The organism is Sphingomonas citri, from assembly GCF_019429485.1.
Taxonomy (GTDB): domain Bacteria; phylum Pseudomonadota; class Alphaproteobacteria; order Sphingomonadales; family Sphingomonadaceae; genus Sphingomonas; species Sphingomonas citri.
Genome location: NZ_JAHXZN010000008.1, coordinates 30422 through 53147, shown reverse-complemented (window position 1 = coordinate 53147; position 22726 = coordinate 30422). Strand labels below are relative to the sequence as shown.

The window sequence follows — 22726 nt, the reverse complement described above, 5'->3', positions numbered from 1 at the left end:
GAGACCCACCGAAAGTTGCGAGCCTGCTCGGCCGCTGATCCGAAACGCGCTTGCCAGCGGCAGGACCTTCAGGTGGCCTGCACCGGCGCTCTGCGTGCTCTTGGCGATGGTCCTCTACGTCGCCTGTCTGCCGCTCTCCAACGGCGACGTCCGGGAGCACCTGCTGCACTGGACCGCTTACCTCATCGAACATGGACGCTTCGCGGCGCTGGGCGACGGCTTCTCCGAATACGCGCCGCCCTACCTCTACCTGCTGTCGCTCGGCACCCTGCTTGCGCCGCTGACCGGGCAGCTGGTCGCGATCAAGCTGGTGTCCATAGCCGGCACGCTGTTTCTGGCGGGCTGCATGCGATGGCTGCTCGCCGCAGTCGTGGACAGGGACACCGCGCGGCGCGGCGCGCTGCTGCTCCTCGTCATACCTACGGTCGTAGCGAACGGGCCGGCATGGGGGCAGTGCGACGCGCTCTACGCGGGCTTCGTACTCGTGGCGGTGGGCGGGGTCGCGCGCGGACGTATTGCGCTCGCCATGCTCGCGACCGGGGTGGCGGTGTCCTTCAAGCTGCAGGCCGTCTTCATAGCCCCCCTTGTCCTTGCGACGCTGCTGGCATCACGCGGACGCTGGTGGACGCTGGCATTCCTGCCATCCGCTTTCGCCGCCATGATGGTACCGGCGTGGCTCGCCGGCCGTCCAGCTCTTGATCTCGCCCGGCTGTACGTGACGCAGGGCGAGTACTTCCACGACCTCGCTCGCTCAGTGCCGAACATGTGGCAGGTGCTTCGTGCGTTGGCGCCGAACCTGCCCTACGGCCCGGGCGTGGTTGTCGGCCTGATCGTGGCGGCAATCGCCGTTGTGCTCGTCGCCCTTGCCGCGCGTGACCGGCTCGACGATCCGCGCCGCGTTCTGCTGGTGGCGCTCACCGGCGCGATGCTAGTGCCTTACGTTCTGCCCAAGATGCACAACCGCTATTTCTTCCTCGCGGACGTGCTGTCGTTCGCGTACGCGAGCGCCTCGCCCTCGCCGCGCGCTGCACGGATCGCCGTGCTGGTGCAGCTGGCGTCATTACTCGCCTATGCGACGTTCCTCGTCCATCTCATGGGCGGCGCCTTCGTCGGAGCGCTTGTCATGACCTGCGCCCTGATCATGACGATCCGCGAGTTCGACGCCAAGGTGGCGCCGCTCGGGACAGGCCTGGCCGTCACGCCGGAGATTCAGGGACGTACCCGACCTGAACTGCGCCGGCGCAGACCGAACACCGCGAGGTAGAGCACGATCGACGTAACGCGATGATATACGTACTCTCAAGCCAGATGTCGGTCGTGTCGCCAGATCAAGTCAGCCGGGCGGCCACGGACAGAGCCCCGAACGGTTAGGCGCCGACATGAACGAATGTCCGGAACCATTCGGTCGGCAGATTGCCCTGAGTGACCGCTAGTGGGTCTTGAGCAGAGAGGAGCACGGGTGAGGGCGCGTTGCCCGCCGGCCGCTTTCTGCAGATGCTAGCGGCTGATCGACTATCGCGGTCGATGCGGACGTACACGCTTCCGAAGCTCAAGACTGTGTAAGGCACACGTCCCATGCTGAGAGTGCCTCCCGCACGCGCGCGAGCGCGGCCGCTTCTGGCGCTGCTTCGCCCATCAGGGACCAAGCACCACTGATCGCGAAGGAGCAGTGACCGTGGACTGTGGCGATGAGCGAGCGCGACAAGGCGGCGACCTCGTCATCGACCTCGCAGCCAACGGCACGCGCGATCTCCTCAACGACGATTCGGGTCAACAACGCCCGGCCGGTCTCGTCCGCCTCAGTCAATCCACCATCAGGGGGCAGGCGGTGATCGAAGATCGCGGTCCACAAATGCGGGTGCTCGCGCGCGAAGCCGAAATAGCCATCTACCAGCGCTGCGATTCGATCGCCGTCCGGACCGACAGCATTCAGCCGCTCGCGTAGCGACGCCGCCCAATCCTTAAAGCTGCGCGTGTTGATCGCCGCCACCAGCCGGTCGGCGGTGCCGAAGACGTTGTGGATCGTGCCGATGGAATAGCCAATCCGGCGCGCCACCTCGCGCGCCGAGAAACCGGCGAGCCCGGTTTCTGCGATCAGAGTCGATCCGGTTGACAGGATCAGCTCCTCGAGCTCGGCACGGCTATGGTCGGATCGGCGTCCCATGAAATGGATGTACGTCACAAATTGAGCACTGTCTATTTCTTATATTGAGCGATGCTCAGTTTGTGATATCGTCAGCCGAATCGAGGAGGTCGGCGATGTCGCTGCTGCTGTTGATCGTCTGTTCCGTGGCTCTCGCGCTGCTCTGGCAGGAGGTGCGGCGCCTGCGCGACCGCATCGAAACGCTGGAGGCCGCAGGGCAGGCGCTGGTGGTATCGGACTTGCCGAACGAGAGCGTTGAGGTGATCCGGTCACCCGCGCTCCAGCGGGCCGCTGTCGTGCGTCCCGCCCCTGAGCCAGAATTCGGATTTTTAGCTGCGGTGCGTGTTCCCATAATCGAACGCCCGCAGCTACCTTTCGAGGTCGCGGATGAATGGGAGGCCGAACGGCAGGACGTCCCAGCGCCGTCGTCATCGAGGTTTGAGGATGTGTTCGGCCGGCGGCTACCGATCTGGGCGGGCGGGCTGACGCTGGCGGTCGCAGGCGTGCTGATCGTTCGGTATTCGATCGAGGCGGGGCTGCTGTCGCCGTGGGTGCGGGTCGTGTTCGGGCTGATCTTTGGCGCCGGGCTGATTGGCAGCGCGGAACTCGCGTTACGCCGCGACGCGTCGATCCGCGATCCGCGCGTGCGCCAGTCGCTGGCGGGCGCCGGCATCGCGACGCTCTATGCGGTGACATTGGCTTCGGCTCATCTGTACAACCTGATCGGTCCAGGCTCGGCGTTCGCCGCAATGGTGTTGGTGACCGTGCTCGCCAGCGCGCTGTCCGTGCGCTTCGGTGCGCCGAGCGCGCTGCTCGGGCTGGCCGGCGGCCTGGCGGCGCCGACGTTGGTCGGTGCCGGCGAGCCGAGCGTGCCGCTGCTGACGCTGTACCTCGCGCTGACGGTCGGCGGATTGTGCGCGCTGGGGCGGCAGCAGCGCTGGTGGTGGCTGGGGGCGCTGGCGCTGGCCGGCGGGTTTGGCTGGGGGGCGATGCTGATCCTCGGCGGCGCGCTCGATCTCACCGCGGCGCTAACGGTCGGTTTCTACACGCTGGCGCTGGCTATCGCGCTGCCGCTGCTGCTCACGGGCGAGCGTGCCGCGCTGCTGCGGGCGGCGTCGAGCGCGCTGGGCTGCGCGCAGCTTGCCGCTCTGGTCGCGCTGGGCGGCTTCGCACCCCTGCACTGGGGCTTGTTCGGCCTGATCTCCGTCGCAATCCTGTGGCTGTCGCGGCGGGAGGCGATCTTCGTCGACCTGCCTGCGCTGGCGCTGGGCGTGGCGCTCCTGCTCGGCTGCGCCTGGCCGTCGCCGAGCGGCTGGGAGATGACGGCGCTGCTCGTCGCCCTGGTCGCGATCCATGCGGTGCCTGCCGCACTGCGCGTGTGGCGTCAGGACGCGCGCCCGGTCGATGCGCCGATGGTGGCGGCGGTCGCGGTCGCGATCGGCGTGTTGCCGGCGCTGCACTTCCACGCGGCTGTCGTGACGCTGGTCGGCGTGGCGCTGGCGGCCGGTGTGGCGGCACGCGGGTGGCGCGTCGCCGGCCGCGCCGATGACGCGCGCTTCGCGACGCTGGTGATCACCGCGGCGGGACTGACCGCGCTGGCGGCCGTGCAGCTGTTGCCCCTGGCCGCGTGGGCGTCGGTGGCCGCGCTGCTCTGCGCCGGGATGATGGCACTGGCCGATCGGGCCGGCGACCGGCGGATCGAGCGCGCCGCTTGGGCCCTGGGTGCGGCGACCCTCGCGGTGCTGGCAATCGACCCGGGCCTCGGCCGCGCGTTCGGCGGGGCGGGGGACGGCGACTTTGCGTCCTGGATCGTGCCGGCATGCGTCGCGGCCGGCATGGCGGTGCGATCGCGCGGGCTGCGCGCCACGGTGATCCAGCCTGCAACGGTCGCCCTCGGCTATGCTGCGGCGGCACAGCTGGTGCCGGCCACGGTAATGCCGCTCGTGGCGGCGGCGCTGCTGACGGGACTCGCGATGACGCGTCGCGTCGCCGTGCTGCCGGCGAGCGTGGCGGCGGCGTGCATCGCGCTCGGCTGGTCGGTGATGCCGGCGCTCGCATGGGCACGCACCGCCGTGATCGCCGCGAGCGGCGCGATGGTCCCGGCCGGCGACTGGCCCGCCTTGCTCGACACGGCATCGCGGCTGGCGTGCCCCGGCGCCGCGCTCCTCGCGGCGGCGTTGCTCCTGCCGCAGCGTGCCGAGGTGCGCCGCGCCGCAATCGGGGTTGGGGGGGCTCTGCTGGGCATCACCGTGCATGTCGCGCTTCAGCATGCGGTTGGGATCGACGGCGAGGCGAGCTTCGTCGCGCGTACGACGATGGCGGACGCGCTGTGGGAGACGCTGCTGGCGCTGGCCGCCGTCGGCGCCTGGCGTCTCGGCGTGCGGGACGCGGCGCCGGTGCTGGGGGCAGCGGCGCTGGCGCATGGCCTGTGGTTCACCGGGCTGGTCCTCAATCCGCTGGTCGTGCTTCAGCATGCCGGACCCTGGCTGGCGCTCTCCTATGCCGTGATCGGGGCGATCCTCTGGGCGACGCCCCGTATCGTGCCGGGTACGGGCCGGGTGCGCGACGGGGCGCTGATGGGGGTGATCGTCGTTGCCGCCTTCACGCTGCTGCGTCAGGCGAGCCATGCGCCGATGCCGCTCTGGACGGGCACCGACGCCGGAGAGCAGATCGCGCGCTCGATCCTGGCGCTGGTGCTGGCGGGGGCGTTTCTGGGGATCGGTATCCGCCGGCAGGCGCGGGACTGGCGGCTTGCCAGCCTGGCGCTGATGCTGATCGCGGTGGTCAAGGTCTTCCTGTTCGACGCGGCAGGGCTGGACGGGCTGGCCCGGATCGCCTCGTTCGCCGCGCTCGGCTTCAGCCTGATCGGGGTCGGCTGGCTTTACAGCCGGTATTTGCCCGACGCTTCCCGTTAAGAAATCAACGCTATCGCCTCGTATCAAGGGGAATTGCAACTATGTCCGCACCAGATCTGTCATTGCTGGGCAAGCGCCGTTTCGCGCCGCTGTTCGCCGTCCAGTTCCTCGGCGCGTTCAACGACAACCTGTTGAAGTTCGCGATGCTCTTCCTCGCCAACTTCACGCTCTATGTGGCGGCGCCCGCGCGTGCCGAGCTGTTGGCGACCGTTGCGACGGGGCTCTTCATCCTGCCCTATTTCCTGCTGTCGGGCCTTGCAGGGCAACTCGCCGACAAGTGGGACAAGGCGGTGCTGGTGCGCGCGGTCAAGGCGGCGGAAGTCGGCATCATGCTGCTCGCGCTGTGCGGCTTCTGGTTCCAGTCGGTGGCGGTGCTGCTCGGCTGTCTGTTCCTGATGGGCATTCACTCGACGATCTTCGGCCCGGTGAAATATTCGATCCTGCCGCAGCAGCTCGGCTCCCACGAATTGATGGGCGGTACCGGATTGATTGAAGCGGGTACCTTCCTGGCGATCTTGGCAGGTCAGCTCGCAGGCGGGCTGATCCCGGTGTGGGCGGCGGGGATGGTTGCGGTCGGCGTCGCGGTGCTCGGCTTCGTCGCCAGCCTTGCCGTGCCGAGCGCACCGTCGGTCGCGCCCAACCTGCCGATCGAGCGCAACGTATGGCGCAGCACGATGGAAATCCTGTCCGCCGCCCGTTCCGGCCGTGGCGTGTGGCTGGCGATACTGGGCATCAGCTGGTTCTTCTCGGTCGGTGCGATCCTGCTGTCAGAGTTCGCGCCGCTGGTCAGCGGCACGCTGGGCGCAGGCGCCGGTGTCGTCACGCTGTTCCTGCTCGTCTTCTCGGTGTCGGTCGCGCTGGGGTCTCTGATCGTCAACAAGCTGCTCGGTGGCGAGGTGTCGGCGCGCTTCGTGCCGATGGCAGCGCTGGGCATGGCCGCATGCCTCGTCGAATTGTGGTTGGCGACGCGCAGCTTCGCCGTCGTTCACCCGGGCGCCGACGTCGCCGCGTTCCTGTCGATGTCGGGCAGCTGGCCAATTTTGTTCGGACTTGTCGGGCTGGCGATATCGGGCGGCATCTTCATCGTGCCGCTCTACGCGATCCTTCAGGTCCACAGCGATCCGGCGGAACGCTCGCGGGTCATCGCAGCGAACAACGTCGTCAACGCCTTCGTCACGGTGGTCATGGTGGTCGTGGTCACCGCGCTGCTGAAGCTTGGCACCAGCGTTCCGGGGATCATCGGCGCGATGGGGTTCGCGACGCTGACGATTGCGCTGATCTCCTGCTGGCTGCTGCCGGACACGGTGTTCAAGGCGCTGGTCCGCGGACTGCTGGTGCTGTTCTATCGTGTCGACGTGCATGGCGCGGAAAACATGCCTCAGCCGGGCGAGCGCGCGGTGGTCGTCGTCAACCACGTCTCGTTCCTCGACGGCCTGCTGCTTGCGGCGTTCCTGCCCGGCAAGCCGACCTTCGCGGTGGCGACGAAGATCGCCAGGGCATGGTGGGTCAAGCCGTTCCTCGGCATGTTCGACGCCTTTCCGGTCGATCCGACCAATCCGATGGCGGCGAAGGCGATGGTCAAAGCGGTGCGCGAGGGTCGCACGCTGGTGATCTTTCCGGAAGGGCGCATCACGGTGACGGGCGCGCTGATGAAGGTGTTCGACGGCCCCGGCATGGTCGCCGACAAGGCCGATGCGCAGATCGTACCGGTGCGAATCGCCGGTGCGCAATTCACGCGCTTCTCGCGTCTCAAGGGCAAGGTGCGGCTGCGCGCCTTTCCGAAGATCGACCTGACGATCCTGCCGCCGCGGCGGTTTGCGGTCGAGGGCGACACCGCGCGCCAGCGCAGGGCCGCGGCGGGGGCCAAGCTGTACGACGTGATGAGCGACATGATCTTCGCGACCTCCGACGTCGACCGCACGCTGTATCAGGCGCTGCTCGATGCCAAGGACATCCACGGTGCCAAGCGCCCGGTGGTCGAGGACGTCAAGCGCGAGCCGATGAGCTATGCACGGTTGGTAACCGGCAGCATCGCGCTCGGCCTACCTCTGGCAGCGACGACGCAGCGGGGCGAGGCGGTCGGCGTGCTGCTCCCGAACGTCAGCGCCGTCGCGGCAACCTTCTTCGCGCTGCAGGGCATCGGCCGCGTGCCGGCAATGCTGAACTACACGGCGGGCCTCGCCAATCTGAAGGCGGCCTGCACCGCGGCACAGGTCCGCACGATCGTGACGGCACGCGCCTTCGTGCAGCAGGCGAAGCTCGGCGAGGTAGTGGACGGGCTGGCGGCGGCCGGGCTTCGCATCATCCTTCTGGAGGATCTGGGCGCGAGCATCGGCACGTTCGCCAAGCTGCGCGCCCTGATCGCGACGCGCTGGGCCGGGCGCCGGCATCGCCGCTTTGGCGTCAAGCCGGACGCGCCGGCGGTGATCCTGTTCACCAGCGGATCGGAAGGGCTGCCCAAGGGCGTCGTCCTGACCCACCGCAACCTGCTGTCGAACTGCCTGCAACTGTCGGCACGGATCGACTTCAACTCCGCCGACGTCGTGCTAAACGCCTTGCCCGTGTTCCACAGCTTCGGCCTGACCGGCGGCACTCTGCTGCCGATCCTGTCGGGGGTGAAGACGCTGCTCTATCCGAGCCCGCTGCACTATCGGATCGTCCCGGCGCTCGCCTACGATGCCAATGCCACGATCCTGTTCGGCACCGACACCTTCTTGTCGGGCTATGCGCGGATGGCGCACGGCTACGACTTCTATTCGCTGCGTTACATCTTCGCCGGCGCCGAGCGTGTCCGCGACGAGACGCGGCGGACCTATGCCGAAAAGTTCGGGCTGCGCATCCTGGAGGGTTACGGTGCGACCGAGGCAGCGCCGGTGATCGCGGTCAACACGCCGATGCATTTTCAGGCGGGCAGCGTCGGGCGCCTGCTGCCCGGCGTCGAGGCGAAGATCGAGCCGGTGCCCGGCATCGAGGAAGGAGGGCGGCTGTCGATCCGTGGACCGAACATCATGGCCGGTTACCTGAAGGCGGATGCGCCCGGCCTGCTTCAGCCGCCCGAAGACGGCTGGCACGACAGCGGCGACATCGTGACAATCGATGCCGCAGGGTTCGTGACGATCAAGGGGCGGTCCAAGCGCTTCGCCAAGATCGGCGGCGAGATGGTGTCGTTGCCGGCCGTCGAGGGTTATGCCGCCCGGCTCTGGCCGATTGCCGAGCATGCGGTGGTGACGCGACCAGATGCTCGCAAGGGCGAGCAGCTCGTGCTGTTCACCACTTATTCGGAGGCGACCGCCGGCGCCCTGCAGCAGTGGGCTCGCGCGAACGGCATCGCCGAATTGTTCGTGCCGAAGGATGTCCGCCTCGTCGATGCGCTGCCGGTCCTGGGCACAGGCAAGCTCGACTATGTCACGATGACCGCCCGTGCCGCGGCTCTCGGGCGCACCGATTGGGCGGACACAGCCGATGAGGAGACGGTATGATCGGGCGTAGCGGGCAACGAGTGGTCGTTCCACGTGGCGTGGTTCGCGAGCGTACCGGTCCACTCACATCAACGAATGGCAGAAAGCGGGCAGCTGCAAGTGGCGCACGAATGACCGGAAATGGGTCTTCTCAGCCGCGGAGCGGCTGAACGCCTCGTCGCCCATCCGACTGATCCCATTTGGCCCGAATGCTGAAGTGGTGGACCTCATGATCGAGCGACGCGGTGTAGTCCTCGACCGCGTGCTTCGTCGCGGCGTAGATTTCCATATTCGATGTCGGCATCAGGCCAAGACCGAGCTGACGCTGACAATGCGTCCGCCCTGCTTCGCACGCCTGACTGGCCGTCTGGCTTGGGTCATGCGGATCAAGCCGAACGCATTCACCTGGAAGAGCGCCCGCGCCTTGTCGACCGACGTCACCTCGGCGTCTCCGGCGAATTCCCGCCCTTCCCTCGGGCGTCGAAGACCAGCAGGGTCGATGTCGCCGTCGCACACAATCGCCCGGAGGCGTCGTGGAGCGTGGCCTCCGCGAAGGCGGCTCGGCGGGTCATGGATACAAGTCGCCCGACTGCACGGACCGTGCCGCTGCGCGGCGTCAGCGGACGGAGGAACGACGTCTTTAACTCCAGCGTGGTGTATGCCTGGCCGGCCTTCAGTCCGGTGTGCGCGGCGATGCCGCAGGCGCTGTCGAGCATCGCGGCTGCGTAGCCGCCATGGACCGTGCCCATGGGATTCAGACAGCTGTGGTCCGGCGTGCGCTCGAAGACGGCATGACCGGGTCCGGCCTCGACCAGCGATACCGCCATCTTGCGACCATAGGGCGGCTGCTGCCCGTCTTCGAGCATGGCGCGGACCTGATCGAGGCCATTCGGCCCGTCCGCCTCATCCACCGAACTTCTCCTTCGCCACCGCCGTCGCGGGCGACCAGCCGCCGCCGAGGGCGCGGAACGATGCGATCGCGCCGCGGCTGGCGGCGGCGCGGGCCTGCACCTCGCCGTCGCGCGTCTCGAGCAGTCGGCGGTCTGCGTCGAGAACCTCGACCAGGCTGACGACGCCGCCCTTGTAGGCGGCGAGCGACGCGGCCTGGGCGCGCGACAGCGACGCCTCCCCTCGGCCGAGCGCCGCGGCACGCGCTTCCTGCTGAACCAGTGTCGAGAAGGCGTCCTCGACATCCTGTGCGGCGCGCAGCACGGTCTGGCGGTAGGCGGCGAGCGCTTCCGCGTTCCGTCCCTTCGCCGCCTTCACCTCCGCGTCGATCCGTCCGAAGTCGAAGAGCCGCCAGCGCAGGCCGAGAAAGCCGCTCGCCTGGATCGAGTTGCCGCCGAACAGCCCGCCGGCGGCGGTGGTCGCGGTGCCGAGCAGGCCGCTCAACGAGAACTTGGGATAATATTCCGAGATGGCGACGCCGATGCGTGCGTTCGACGCCGCCAGCGTGCGCTCGGCGGCGATGATGTCGGGCCGGCGTCGGAGGACGGCCGCCGGCCCGCCCGCGGTTGAGATCGCCGGCGCCGCGGGAATCGGCGCGGCGACCGCGAGAGTGATGCGCGAGGAGCCCGGCTGGTCGCCGAGCAGGACATCGAGGGCGTTCATCGCCTTGTTGAGCTCGTTCTGCAGCGCCGGCACCGACGCGCGGACCTGCGCCAGCGCACCTTCGCTCTGTCGCAGCTGGAGTTCGGCGGCGACGCCCTTCCTGAACTGCAGCGCGACGATGTCGGTCAGCCGGTCCTGCGTTTCAGCCTGCGCCCGGGCGATGGCGAGCCGCGCCTGCAGTCCGCGGATCGTGACGTAGGTGTCTGCGGTCTGCGCGATGACCGCGAGCCGTGCGGCAACGGCGCTGGCTGCCGACGACTGCCAGTCCGCGCGGGCCGCATCACGCGCGGCGTCCTTGCCGCCGAACACGTCGAGTTCCCAGCTGGCCCCGAGGTCGAGCTGATAGAGCTCGGTCGAGCGCTCGAATTGTGGAAACGCGCTGCCGATCCGGCCGACCGGGGTTTCAAGCGACTGATAGACCTCACCTGCCTGGCCGCTCACCTGCCCCGATGGGAGCAAGGCCGCGTTGGCACCCTTGAGCGCGGCCCTTGCCTGCGTGACGCGCGCTGCGGCCTGCTGAAGGTCGAGGTTCTGCGCCAGCGCGCGTTCCACGAGCGAGGTCAGCGTCGGGTCGTTGAAGGCACGCCACCAGTCGACGAGGTCCGCCGCCGGCATGCCGGCCATCCGGATGTCGACGGCACCGGCCGTCGGAAAGACCGCCGGCGCTGACGAGGCGGGCTCGACGTAGCGGGGACCGGTTGCACAGCCGCCAGCTGCGAGAGCGAGCGGGACGGTGGCGAGGAGAAAGATGCGCCGCATGGACAAACCTCAAGCGATGAGGTGTGACTAATGGCCGTTCTGGTCACTGTTTGTCAAGCGTCGGTCTTGCGACTATATGGCGGACATGACAGCCACTGCCTCCCAGCCCACGTCTACGCGAGGACCAGCCGAGCACACCGTTCGCGACCAGATCGTGGACGCCGCGAACGAGTGCTTCGCTCGTTATGGCTACGGTAAGACCACCGTCGCCGATCTAGCCCGGGAGATCGGTTTTTCGAAGGCCTACATCTACCGGTTCTTCGAATCTAAGCAGGCCATCGGCGAGGCGATCTGCAGCTCGCGCCTGGATCGGATCGTCGCCGCGACCCGCGCGGCGATTGATGAGGGTGGCAGCGCGACTGATCGTTTCCGGCGCATGTTTAAGAGTTTAACGACGCACAGCGTCGAACTTTTCTTCGACGATCGCAAGATCTACGACATCGCGGCCCATTCCGCCGCGGAGCAGTGGAACTCGGCCCGGAGCTATCGCGAGACGTTGAAGGCGATGATCCTGGAGATCGTCCGGAGCGGGCGCGACAGCGGGGAGTTCGAGCGCAAGACGCCGATCGATGAGACCTGCCGAGCGATCTATTACGCGATGATGCCGTTCGTCGATCCGCTGCACCTCGAGCGCAACCTCGACCTGCTTCCGGATGCGCAGCAGGAGGTGGCGAGCCTTATCCTTCGCAGCCTTGCTCCGTAGCCTTTCCATGTGACCTATTGACAGATTGGTCACAAGACAACAGTCAGGCTCCCGAACCTGGGAGGACTGATTCGTGTCGCAACGGTTACCGATCCGCACCGCGGGCGTGGCGCCGCTCATCGCATTGGCGCTCGCCGCCTGCGGCAAGGAGGAGGCGGATCCCCGGACGCTGTCGCCGCTGGTCCGGGTAACGGTCCCGTCATCCGGCGCAGGGACCGGGCGCGAGTTCACCGGCGTGGTGGCCGCCAGGGTTCAGAGCGACCTGGGGTTCCGGGTCGGCGGCAAGGTCGTGCAGCGCCTCGTCGATGCGGGGCAGGTCGTCCGGCGCGCCCAGCCGCTGATGCGCATCGACGCGAGCGACCTCGCGCTGGCGAGCCAGGCGTCGGCCGGGACGGTCGAAGCTGCCCGCGCCCGCGCACGCCAGACCGCCGCGGACGAGGCGCGTCTCCGCGATCTGGTGGGCGCGGGCGCGGTGTCGGCCTCCGCCTACGACCAGGCCAGGGCGGCGGCCGATGCGGCGCGCGCCCAGCTTGCCTCGGCCACCGCGCAGGCGCGCGTGGCCCGCAACGAAACGGGCTACAGCGTCCTGCTCGCCGACGCCGACGGGACGGTCGTCGAGACGCTGGCCGAGCCGGGCCAGGTGGTCGGCGCGGGCCAGGTCGTCGTGCGGATCGCGCGCTCGGGTCCGCGCGAGGCGCTCATCCAGCTTCCCGAGACGCTGCGGCCCGGCATCGGATCGACGGCGCAGGCGCGCACCTATGGCGGGGCGACCGGCGCGGCGACCTTGCGTGAACTGTCAGATGCCGCCGACCCGGCGACACGAACCTTCGCGGCACGCTACGTGCTGGCGGGTGCTCCAGCTCGGGCGCCGCTCGGCTCGACCGTCACCGTCGCGCTAGCGCAGCCGGGCGCCGCAGCTGGGACCGAAGTGCCGCTGGCCGCGATCACCGACAACGGGAAGGGCCCCGGCGTCTGGGTCGTTCGCGCGGGCAAGCAGCCGACAGTGGCGTGGCGTCCGGTCCGGATCGCGACGGTTGGAGAGGAGAGCGCCGCGCTGTCGGCCGGCCTGCGCGCGGGAGAAGCCATCGTCGCGCTCGGGGCGCACCTGCTCCACCACGGCCAGCCGGTGCGGATCGCCCGGCAGGTCGCCGCAAAGGATGCGGCTCAGTGAGCGCCGATGCTAACCGCGCGTCCGACGCGCAGCCGAGCCGCTGGAACCTCTCGGCGCTCGCCGTCCGCGAACGATCGGTGACTTTGTTCTTCCTGATGGCGATCATCATGGCGGGCACCATCGCCTTCATGAAGCTCGGCCGCGCCGAGGATCCGAGCTTCACGATCAAGGTGATGACGGTCGCCGCCGCATGGCCCGGCGCCACCGCGCAGGAGATGCAGGATCAGGTCGCGGAGCCGATCGAGAAGCGTCTGCAGGAGCTGCGCTACTACGATCGCGCCGACACCTTCACGCGGCCCGGCTTCGTCTTCATCACGCTTTGGCTGAAGGACACGGTGCCGCCCGAACTGGTCCCGGAGCAGTTCTACCAGGCCCGCAAGAAGCTGCAGGACGAGCAGCGCAACCTGCCGCAGGGGGTCGCCGGTCCGTTCCTGGACGACGAATATGGCGACGTCACCTTCGCGCTCTACGCTCTTAAGGCGAAGGGGGAGCCGCAGCGCAAGCTCGCCCGCGAGGCCGAACAGCTGCGGCAGCGGCTGCTGCATGTGCCCGGCGTCAACAAGATCAAGATCCTCGGCGAGCAGCCCGAGCGCATCTACGTCGAGTTCTCGGAAGGTCGGCTGGCGACGTTTGGCGTCGAGCCGCGTGCGATCCTCGATGCGCTCGGCAAGCAGAACCTGCTGACCCCGGCGGGCTCGGTCGAGAGCAAGGCGCAGACGGTCACCGTCCGCCTCGACGGCGCGTTCGACGATCTCGCCAAGATCCGCGACCTGCCGATCGTCGCCAATGGCGCCACGCTGCAGCTGTCCGACATCGCCACGGTCAAGCGCGGCTATCAGGACCCGTCCGCCTTCAAGATCCGCAGCGAAGGCGAGCCGGCCCTGCTGCTGAGCGTCGTGATGCGCCAGGGGTGGAACGGACTGGAGCTCGGCAAGGCGCTGGGTGCCGAGGTGAAGAAGATCCAGTCGGAGCTTCCGCTGGGCATGAGTTTAACGCCCGTCACCGACCAGGCGGTCAACATCCGGGCCGCGGTTGACCAGTTCATGAAAACCTTCCTCGAGGCGCTGGCGATCGTGATGATCGTCAGTCTCGTCAGCCTCGGCTGGCGGGTCGGCATCGTCGTCGCGGCGGCAGTGCCGCTCACGCTCGCGATCGTCCTCGTCGTCATGTGGGCGACCGACCGCGTGCTTGACCGCATCACGCTCGGCGCGCTGATCCTCGCGCTCGGCCTGCTCGTCGACGACGCCATCATCGCGATCGAGATGATGGTGGTGAAGATGGAGGAAGGCTACGACCGCATCAGGGCGTCGGCCTATGCCTGGAGCCACACGGCCGCGCCGATGCTGGCGGGCACGCTCGTCACCGTCATCGGGCTCATGCCGGTGGGCTTCGCGCAGTCGAGCGCGGGCGAATATGCCGGCAACATCTTCTGGGTGGTCGGCTTCGCGCTGATCGCCTCGTGGTTCGTCGCGGTGATCTTCACCCCCTACATGGGCGTCAAGCTGCTGCCCGACATCAAGCCGGTCGAGGGCGGACACGCCGCCATCTATCAGACGCCGCGCTATCAGAAGGTGCGCGGGCTGATCGCCTGGGCGGTGCGCCGCAAGAAGCTCGTCGCGCTTTCGACGCTCGGTGCGTTTCTGATCGCCGGCGTCGGGATGGGGCCCGTCAAGAAGCAGTTCTTCCCGCAGTCCGACCGGCCCGAGCTGCTGGTCGAGGTCTACATGCCCAAGGGCAGCGCGCTCGAGGCGACCAGCCTGGCCAGCCGCGAGGTTGAGACATGGCTGCGCCGCCAGCCGCAGGCGAAGATCGTCACGAGCTATATCGGCCAGGGCGCCCCCCGCTTCTTCATGTCGCTCAACTCCGAGCTTCCCGATCCGTCCTTCGCCAAGATCGTCGTGCGGACCGACGACGAGGAGGAGCGCGACGCGCTGAAGGCGAACCTGCGCCGAGCGGTCGCGGACGGTCTCGCCCCGATGGCGCGCGTGCGGGCGACCCAGCTCGTGTTCGGCCCGCCGTCGCCCTTCCCTGTCGCCTTCCGCGTGAACGGCCCCGACCGCGACCAGGTGCGCGCCATCGCGGAGCGGGTACGACAGGTGATGCAGAACGATCTTATGATGCGCACCGTCAACGTCGACTCGGTCGAGCGTGCGCCCGCGATGCGGCTGGTGCTCGACCAGGATCGGCTGCGCGCGCTCGGCCTCACATCGGCGGACGTCGCCAATCAGCTCCAGTTCCTGCTGACCGGCGTCACCGTCGCGCAGGCGCGCGAGGACATCCGCACGGTCGACATCGTCGCGCGGTCCGCCGGCGACGAGCGGCTCGATCCCGCGCGGATCGGCGACTTCACCTTGGTGGGCGCGAACGGCCAGCGGGTTCCGGTCAGTCAGGTCGGTCGGTTCGAGGTGCGGATGGAAGACCCGATCCTCCAGCGCCGCGACCGCGTGCCGACGATCACCGTGCGCGGCGACATCGCCGACGGGCTCCAGCCCCCCGATGTGTCGACCGCGATGATGGAGAAGCTCCAGCCGATCATCGCGTCGCTGCCAGCCGGCTATCGCATCGACATGGCGGGTTCGATCGAGGAAGCGGGCAAGGCCAACGCCGCGCTCGCGCCGATCTTCCCGATCATGATCGTGTTGATGATGGTCGTCATCATCCTGCAGGTGCGCAGCCTGTCGGCCATGGCGATCGTGCTGCTGACCGCACCGCTCGGGCTGATCGGCGTGGTGCCGACGCTGCTCGTCACCGGCCAGCCGTTCGGGTTCAACGCGATCCTGGGGCTGATCTCGCTCGCCGGCATCCTGATGCGCAACACGCTGATCCTGATCGGTCAGATCCACGACAATGAGAAGGCCGGCATGACCCCGCACGACGCGGTAGTGGAGGCGACGGTGCAGCGCTCGCGCCCGGTCATCCTGACGGCATTGGCTGCGGTGCTGGCCTTCGTCCCGCTCATCGAGTCTGTGTTCTGGGGATCGATGGCGGTGACCCTGATCGGCGGGACGCTGGGCGGGACGGTGCTGACGCTGGTCTTCCTGCCGGCGCTCTATGCGCTCTGGTATCGGATCACACCGGACGAAGGCGAGCGGCCCGCGTCGGCATCCGCTGCCCCGGCCTTGGCCTGACGCACGATGTTCCACCGCCCGGTCACCGCAGCCACAACCGCGGGCCCGACGCCTCCGCCGTCACCGCTTCTCTCGCCGATCGAGCGTCAGGTGGTGATGCTCGCGCTGCGGGACGAGCCGGCGACGATCTGCCCAGGGGGTGCGCTGCGACGCTTGGCAGACCTCCTGTTCGGCGTCCGGCGGGCGAACCCGCTTGCGGATCCGAGGCTGGAGGCGCTGCGGCGGTTCTGCATCGGACGGAGGCTCCGATTAAGCGACGCAAGGCGCGCCTCGGTCATCGCCGAGTGCGTCCGCTGCGGACTAACCGAGGATCAACTCGCGGTCGCAGCAGCTCTCAGCGACGTGGCGTCCACATCACCGAGAGGAGCATGGACATGAATACTTCGCCGGTTCGCACGTCGATCTGGGGTCGAGCGGTCCGCTGGCTCGACCTCTGGGCAAAAGCGCTGGACACGGACGTGCACGAGATCACGTCCCAGCGCATCCACGCGCTGGAGCGTCGCCTCCAAGAGGTCGAGGCGGCGTTGCCCACCGCGTCCCCGCCGGACCGCGATCCGGCATGAACATGGTGCCCTCCGCGCGATCTTCGATCGAGGAACTCGTCACCGCGAAATGGGGCATTGCGATCCTGCGAACGCTGCTGGCCGGCCCCGCGCGCTTCTCGGGCCTGCGCGAGGCCATTCCGGGCGTTTCGGCGAACATCCTGGCCGCGCGCCTTCGGCTCTACGAGCAGGCGGGCCTGGTCGAGCGTGTGCGCCTGCCTGAGCCTGCCGACCGGCAGGTATACAGGCTCACGCCGCGCGGCGCCGGGTCTCGCGCCGTCATCGACGCGATCAGCGACTGGTCCGCGCATTGGGACCGGTGCGGCGACGTGTTAGGCCAAGAGCATCCGACGCGTCTATGACGATTCCGACCCTGTCCGTGCCGTCTTCGGCCAAGGCCGGAGTGCGCTCGGCGATAATCTTGGGGCCGATCCCTGTCACACTCGCGCGCGTCATCGCGCCCATGATCGCCTTACTCCTGGCACAGACCGCCATCGGAGTGGTCGAGAACAACTATACGTCCCGCCCGCGCACAAACGCGCTTCTCGGTGTCTCGGTTGTGTTCTCGGTCTGAATGCTGATGACAATACTCCGACGAGCGGCATCGACGGTGGGCTCGCATCGGCGATCGCGCGCGTGATACGCGGTGGCCGCGACGCCAAGAATCCCGCTCTGCCCCGCGGTCGTCCCAGGCATCGTAGTCAGCGCCATCTGAACTGGCCTGGCTTGGCTGTTGGGCCGTATCCGTTATGCGGCCCTGGGCACCTGCAGAGCTTCCTCAGCCTGGGCTTTCCCGTTTCGCCGTTCCAATCGAGACGAGATCAGCGCCTAACGGAATTTTTCCAACAGCCACGTCCGGTTGTGACACCAACGCGCAGCCGGTGGTTTGCTGCGGCGTTCGGGATGTCAGAAGACCGCGTCAGATCGTCTGCCTGAGGGATAATGGGCTGTCTAGTGCAGATCCACCATCCGCATCTGGTTCGTCGCTGCCGAGATGAATAAGCGTCCGCTTCTGGGAAGGGGAATAAGCTGATGAATGACCGAAATTGGGTCTTAGCTGGGCTCAAGGCCGGTCGCCCATGCCGGCAGCACCACTCGTGACTGGGCGGCAGGGGGTTCAACCAACAGCGCGACCAACCGGCCTGCTTGCAGGGTGGCATCGACGCGGGTGCCGTGCGGCGCGTGAAGGCGAAAGTCGACGTCCCAATCGCGTGGCCAGGCGGGGAAGAGGTGGATCAAGTCGCCGGGCGTCTGCATCAGCATCTCCTGTAGACCGATCATCCCCGACCCGCCCCAGTTATGATCCGGCGCCCAGTCGTGACCGGGACCCCAGAAGGTCGGATAGCGACGGCCCGAATCGTCCAACTTGCGCGCGGTGAGCATGGCAGCCTCGTCGGTCAGGCCGAGGCGGGCGCAGAAGATCGCGTCCTGGTGCCAGCTCTTGATGTCCTTCTGCGCAGCCGTGTCGACGCCATGGTGCCAGGTGTCGACCGCGAGTTGAAGGTTGGGCAGGCCGACGCCGAAGCGATGGTATGGAAAAACCGGGTACAGCTGCGGGATTTCAACATTCTGGATACGGTCCCATAGCGCAGCGGGCGCGATCACCTGACGGCCGCTCATGCGGCGGGTCGGGAGCTTCGGCAAGGTCGTGCGCAGGGCGGCGTAGCGCTCCCGGAGCGCCGTGCCGAGCATCCGCTCGGGCAGGGCGAGCAGGGCGGCCAGAACCGCGTCCAGGCCGGCAATTGTGACGGTTGAGTTCAGCGTGTTCTTGTAGGTCTCGCACGCGGTGCCTGGAAAGAGGACCAGTTTGCCGTCGGCACCCAGCTCGGAACCGGTGATGCGCGCATGCTCCCGCCGATAATGCTCGTCGAAGAAGGTGAGGCAGCTGTCGATGAACGCGAGGTCGCCCGACACATGGGCGCCGGTGAAACGACCGACCTCGAGCATCATGAGGCAGAATTCCAGGACGGTGTCCCAGAGATAATCGACGAAGGCGCTGTCCTCGACCCCGGGCATGCGCGTGGCGGGCTTGTTCCAGGTCCGCTGCCAGCCCCACTCCTGCCCGCAGCAGAGGCCAAAATTCTCGATCTGCTCGACGAAGCACGCGCCCTTGTGCCCCCAGTAATGCTGCGTCCGCAGCTCCGCCGTGCGGCGGAGCCGACGGTAGAAGTCGAGTTGCGGTCGCATGAGGTCGGAGTCGCCGCTCTTCAGCATCGGCCAATGGACCAGCCGCTGGTTCTGCGCGGTGAACTCGCCGCCGCCCCAGGCGCGATAATCGGGTGAGAGACGCAGCTCGGGCTGGGTAAACTCGGGATCGACCGTGAAATTGCCACCATTGAACTTGGTCGGCCAGGCGCCGCGCGCGTTGGTGCCAAGCTGGTGGCGGAAGAGCTGGTAGTTGCGCCCAATGCGCCAGGGCTGGCTGTTCGGCCGAGCGCCGCCGGGTTCGACCACGATCCAGCTGCGCTCCCAGAAGGATCGCCACCATCGTCGGCTGCGCCGGCGAGACACTGCCGCGCCCGAATCCGACATAGCCAGCCGGCGCAGGCCCGCGATCCACTCATCGCGCGTCGGCGCCTGGGCGACGTGACAGAAGAGGCGGAGCTCGTGCCGGCGCTGCGGGCGGCGGCTGCCGAGCGTCCAGCCGATGAAAGCGGTGCTGCCATATCGTCCCTCCACCGTCCCGGCAGGAACGAACCCGTCGCCGTGCAACAAGGCGCCGAAGCCCAGCCCGGCGAGCGGGTTCCACAGCTGATCCTTCACCTCATCCAGGCCCTGCTGCTCGATGAGCAGGTCGAAGACGCTGTTGTCTCGATTGTGATGGAGGCTGAGCACACCACCCTCCGCGAAGCCGACCTCATCGGCATATTGGCGCGGCGTGACGGGCGCGCCATCATAGGCGCGGTGCATCGACATTTCGGCCGGCAGATAGTCGCGGTCGTGGGTTCGCCAGCTTTCCCAGGTCGCCGTCATGGCGACAGGGGCGCTGCTCTCGACCGCGACGCGGACGATCGGTGACGCGACGTCCGCCCACAGCGTGACGACGAGGTCGCCGCAGGTCACCACCATCTCGCCCGTCACGAGGCTGAGGCGCTGCTCGAAGGAGGCGCCGCGGCCGAACGGCGACGGATCGAAGCGGAGCCGCGCGCGGCCGAGCTTCAGATAGCTGTTGGTCTCGTCGAAAGCGCCACTGCGGGCGACGTAGAACAGCACGTCATCGCCCTCGACCCACACGTTCAGCCCGATATCGCCCGCCCCGCAGGGCATCGACTCGCCGGCGTCGCGGCTGGCGCTGCGCCACACGGGATCATAGTCGGCCATGCGTCGATCGAGCGGATCGACATCGTCTTGCCGCCGCTCGGCGCCTGCACCCGGCCGCGCCGAAGCGACCACGGCCATCGCCGTCAGGCCCGCGAGTGTCGCGCGTTTCGCCTTATCCATGGCGCAGTGTCGCGGCTGTTCAGCGGCGAGGCAAGGACTGACGCTCGGGGGCTAGTAGGTTGCGCGTAGGGAGACGCCGAAGCGGCGATCGTTAAGCGTATATTGCAAGGGCTCGGTCGGCGTGCCGATAAACGTCTCGTTCATTCGATTGTTAAGGTTCACCGCCTCGACCGACAGCGCGACATGCGCTGTGATGTTGTAGCTCACCGACGCGTCGAGGCTGGCATAGGGCGCCTGGATCTGCGGTTGGCCGTTCGCGCCGCTGCCCACCGTGGTGTCGAGGTAGCGGCCGCGCCAATTGTACGCCAGCCTCGCGCTCATCGGGCCGCGTTCGTAGAGGCCGACGATATTGTAGCTGTGCTTGGACAGTTTCTCGAGCGGCACCAGTGTGGGTATCGTGCTGCCGGGTGTCGCGAAGGGATTCTGCACGCTGCTGTCGACATAGGTGTAATTGGCCTGAAGCCCCAGTCCGCCGAGCAGCCCGGGCAGGAAATCGTAGAATTGCTGATACGCGACCTCGAAACCCTTCACCTTGCCCGACAATGAGTTGATCGTGGTGCTGATGTCATAGGGAACGCCGCCGAAATCGCGCACCACGCGCCCGCTAGTGAGGAAGCCGGCGACATCCTTGTGGAACAGCCCGGCGGTGAGCGAGCCGGCACGCGCGAAATACCATTCGAGCGAGGCGTCGAACTGGGTCGAGCGGATCGGGTCGAGCAGCGGGTTGCCCGACGAGCCGCCGGGCCGTCCGGTCGAGGGATTGACGACGTTGGGCGGCCCCAGCGTCACGTTGGTCGCCATCTGGGTGAAGTCGGGGCGCGCCATCGCCTTGGCGAAGGCGAAGCGCAGCTGGAGCTGATCGGTCAGCAGCGCGCGCAGGTTCACGCTCGGCAGCGTGGACAGATAGCTCTTGCGCACCGTGATCGGCGTGAGGTTGGCAGGGTCGGTGGGGTCGAGCGTGTTATCCTGCGGGAACAGGTAGCCCACCGAGGAGGTGCGCGTGCGAATTAGGCGGATTCCCGCGCTGCCGTCGATCGGCACGCCCAGCAGCTCGGTCGCCAGTCGCGCGCTGGCGTAGCTGGTCAGCGTCCGCTCGGTCTGGCGGTTGATCTCGGCCGGGTAGAAGCGCGCGCGCCGCTGCGCGCCGAAGATGCCGAACGTGTCGGTCAGGCTCGCCGAAACGCTGCCCGGCGGGAAGCCTGGATAGAGCACGCCGTCGACGGTGCGCCCCTCGAAGAAGCCGGGTGCCGGGCCTCGGACGATCAGCTGCTCGCGGTCGGAGCTGTACGGGATGTAGCCCGCGCCGGCAGGGGCCGCGCAGCTCTCCGAATTGCCGCTGGTGAAGGTGCAGAAGCCCACGCCATAGCCGCGCAGGGTGACGTTGCTGTCGGCGTAGCGCACCCCCGCGGTGATCGACTTTACGATCGAGTCGACCGGCTCCCACTTCAGGTCGTAGCGCAGCGCGAGCTGGTCGGTGTCGTTGCGCGTCAGATAATCGGCGAGATAGGCGAAGCGATAGCGCGACGGGTCGGTCAGCAGTCCGGGATCGCTGACGGTCCAGCGCGGATCGCCCGCGATGTTGAAGTCGACGATGCTCTTGTTCGGCGTTGCCGAGGGCAGCTCGCTGGGGTCCCGGAATTGCGAGATGACGAAGCCGTTGCCGTCCACGTCGTAGCTGGACTTTAGATATTGCGCGTCGAACGTCGCCGACAGGGTGTCGGTTGCCTGCCAGGCGAGCCGCGCGGTCAGATTGGTGTTCTTGGTGTTCAGGTCCTGATCGTATCGCGCCGACTCGAAGACCATATTGTCGTAGGAGCCGCTGGTGACGCGCCCGTCGTCGGCATAGCCGAAGCTGGCGCCGGGGGTGGCGATCGGGTTCTCGCCATGGGTGATATTGTAGAAATAGCGCCCCGTGCGCAGGAAGCGGTAGCGGCTGTGCAGCGCCTGCAGCGTGAGCCCGAGCCGATCCGATATCGTCCACTGATAGGCGCCCGCCAGCGTGAGCCGCTCGCGTGAGCCGAGCTCGTCGTAGATCTGGAATCCGAGCGGCGCGCGCGCACCGGCCGGCGCGTCGGGCAGGGTCCCCGCGGTCACGTCGAAGAAGGGCTGCACCAGCAGCGCGTCCTGGCGGTACTTGCTCTTGCTGTAGATGCCGTTGAGGAGCAGCCCCATCTCGCCCAGCCCGGTTTGCCAGCGGTTGCTGTACAAGGCCGAGCCGGAGCCGCCCCAGGCATCGGCCAGATCGTAGTAATTGGCGCGCGCGGTGGCGTTGATCACCTCGCCTTTCTGGTCGAACGGCAGCCGCGTGCGCAGGTTGACGACGCCGCCGATGCCGCCCTCGATCACCTCGGCCGAGGGGTTCTTGAACACGTCGATCCCGGCGAGCAGCTCCGGTGGCAGCGCCTCGATGTCGAAATTGCGTCCGCCCGAGGCGGAGTAGGTGTCGCGGCCGTCGATCAGCGTGCGCACCTGGGTGAGGCCGCGGATCGCGATCGCCGGCTGGGTGCGATGGTCCACGTCGGTGCCGCCCTCGCCGTAGCGGCGCTGGATCTGCACGCCGGTGATGCGCTGGAGCGACTCCACCGTGTTGGCGTCGGGCAGCTTGCCGATGTCCTGCGCCTGGATCGAGTCAACGATCTGGTCGCTGTTGCGCTTGAGCTCCTGCGCCGAGTCGAGGCTGGAGCGCACGCCGGTGACGACGATGTCGCCGACGGCGCCACCGTCGTCGGCGGGCGCCTGGGTGGCGGTCACGGGGGGTGAGCCGGTCTGCGCCGCGGCGCCGCTCGCTATCACCGCGCAGAGCGCGATCACCGATCCGCCGGTCCATTGTACGCGCCGCGCCGCCATCTTCCCCT

At 67.9% G+C, this 22726-nt stretch carries 14 protein-coding genes; 9 read left to right on the top strand and 5 right to left on the bottom strand.

Annotated elements, in window-relative coordinates; all coding sequences use genetic code 11:
- Positions 1-106: 106 nt before the first annotated feature.
- Positions 107-1264, top strand: a complete 1158-nt coding sequence (locus KZ820_RS17465) for a putative hexosyltransferase (RefSeq protein WP_219750062.1) — start codon at positions 107-109, stop codon at positions 1262-1264.
- A gap of 285 nt (positions 1265-1549) precedes the next feature.
- Here the strand turns inward: KZ820_RS17465 and KZ820_RS17460 are convergent, their stop codons facing one another.
- The gene (locus tag KZ820_RS17460; RefSeq protein WP_308462269.1) at positions 1550-2182 is read right to left on the bottom strand and encodes a TetR/AcrR family transcriptional regulator; all 633 of its coding nucleotides are present in this window, start codon (positions 2180-2182) and stop codon (positions 1550-1552) included.
- Between the two features lie 77 nt (positions 2183-2259).
- Between KZ820_RS17460 and KZ820_RS17455 the strand changes: the two genes are divergently transcribed.
- Positions 2260-5058: a DUF2339 domain-containing protein gene (locus tag KZ820_RS17455; RefSeq protein WP_219750060.1), complete on the top strand. Its 2799-nt coding sequence runs from the start codon at positions 2260-2262 to the stop codon at positions 5056-5058.
- A 41-nt stretch (positions 5059-5099) separates the two neighbouring features.
- A complete protein-coding gene (locus KZ820_RS17450; RefSeq protein WP_258048307.1) occupies positions 5100-8537 on the top strand; it encodes an acyl-[ACP]--phospholipid O-acyltransferase in 3438 nt (1145 codons plus the stop codon).
- A 416-nt stretch (positions 8538-8953) separates the two neighbouring features.
- Here KZ820_RS17450 and KZ820_RS17445 read toward each other — a convergent pair whose 3' ends face one another.
- Together KZ820_RS17445 and KZ820_RS17440 are read right to left on the bottom strand one after the other, a co-directional pair.
- On the bottom strand, positions 8954-9427 hold the full coding sequence (locus KZ820_RS17445; protein WP_308462268.1) for a PaaI family thioesterase: 474 nt from the start codon (positions 9425-9427) through the stop codon (positions 8954-8956).
- Positions 9420-10886 carry an efflux transporter outer membrane subunit gene (locus tag KZ820_RS17440; RefSeq protein WP_219750058.1) on the bottom strand — a complete coding sequence of 489 codons (1467 nt, stop codon included), beginning with the start codon at positions 10884-10886 and terminating at the stop codon, positions 9420-9422. The genes KZ820_RS17445 and KZ820_RS17440 overlap by 8 nt, the downstream gene beginning before the upstream one ends.
- Positions 10887-11040: 154 nt before the next feature.
- On the opposite strand from KZ820_RS17440, the gene KZ820_RS17435 reads away from it, so the two are divergent.
- The 6 genes from KZ820_RS17435 to KZ820_RS17410 all read left to right on the top strand — a co-directional run bounded on the left by KZ820_RS17435 (position 11041) and on the right by KZ820_RS17410 (position 17004).
- Positions 11041-11589, top strand: a complete 549-nt coding sequence (locus KZ820_RS17435) for a TetR/AcrR family transcriptional regulator (RefSeq protein ID WP_308462267.1) — start codon at positions 11041-11043, stop codon at positions 11587-11589.
- 73 nt (positions 11590-11662) lie between these two features.
- A complete protein-coding gene (locus KZ820_RS17430) occupies positions 11663-12760 on the top strand; it encodes an efflux RND transporter periplasmic adaptor subunit (protein ID WP_219750054.1) in 1098 nt (365 codons plus the stop codon).
- On the top strand, positions 12757-15888 hold the full coding sequence (locus KZ820_RS17425; protein WP_219750052.1) for an efflux RND transporter permease subunit: 3132 nt from the start codon (positions 12757-12759) through the stop codon (positions 15886-15888). Before KZ820_RS17430 ends, KZ820_RS17425 begins: the two co-directional genes overlap by 4 nt.
- Before the next feature lie 368 nt (positions 15889-16256).
- On the top strand, positions 16257-16451 hold the full coding sequence (locus KZ820_RS17420; RefSeq protein ID WP_219750050.1) for a hypothetical protein: 195 nt from the start codon (positions 16257-16259) through the stop codon (positions 16449-16451).
- Positions 16448-16792, top strand: coding sequence for a winged helix-turn-helix transcriptional regulator (locus KZ820_RS17415; protein WP_219750048.1), 345 nt, complete (start codon positions 16448-16450; stop codon positions 16790-16792). The genes KZ820_RS17420 and KZ820_RS17415 overlap by 4 nt, the downstream gene beginning before the upstream one ends.
- Positions 16789-17004, top strand: coding sequence for a hypothetical protein (locus KZ820_RS17410; protein ID WP_219750046.1), 216 nt, complete (start codon positions 16789-16791; stop codon positions 17002-17004). The genes KZ820_RS17415 and KZ820_RS17410 overlap by 4 nt, the downstream gene beginning before the upstream one ends.
- A 479-nt stretch (positions 17005-17483) precedes the next feature.
- Here the strand turns inward: KZ820_RS17410 and KZ820_RS17405 are convergent, their stop codons facing one another.
- The gene (locus KZ820_RS17405) at positions 17484-19871 is read right to left on the bottom strand and encodes a DUF5703 domain-containing protein (protein WP_219750044.1); all 2388 of its coding nucleotides are present in this window, start codon (positions 19869-19871) and stop codon (positions 17484-17486) included.
- 51 nt (positions 19872-19922) lie between these two features.
- Positions 19923-22718, bottom strand: a complete 2796-nt coding sequence (locus KZ820_RS17400) for a TonB-dependent receptor (protein ID WP_219750042.1) — start codon at positions 22716-22718, stop codon at positions 19923-19925.
- Between the last annotated feature and the right edge of the window lie 8 nt (positions 22719-22726).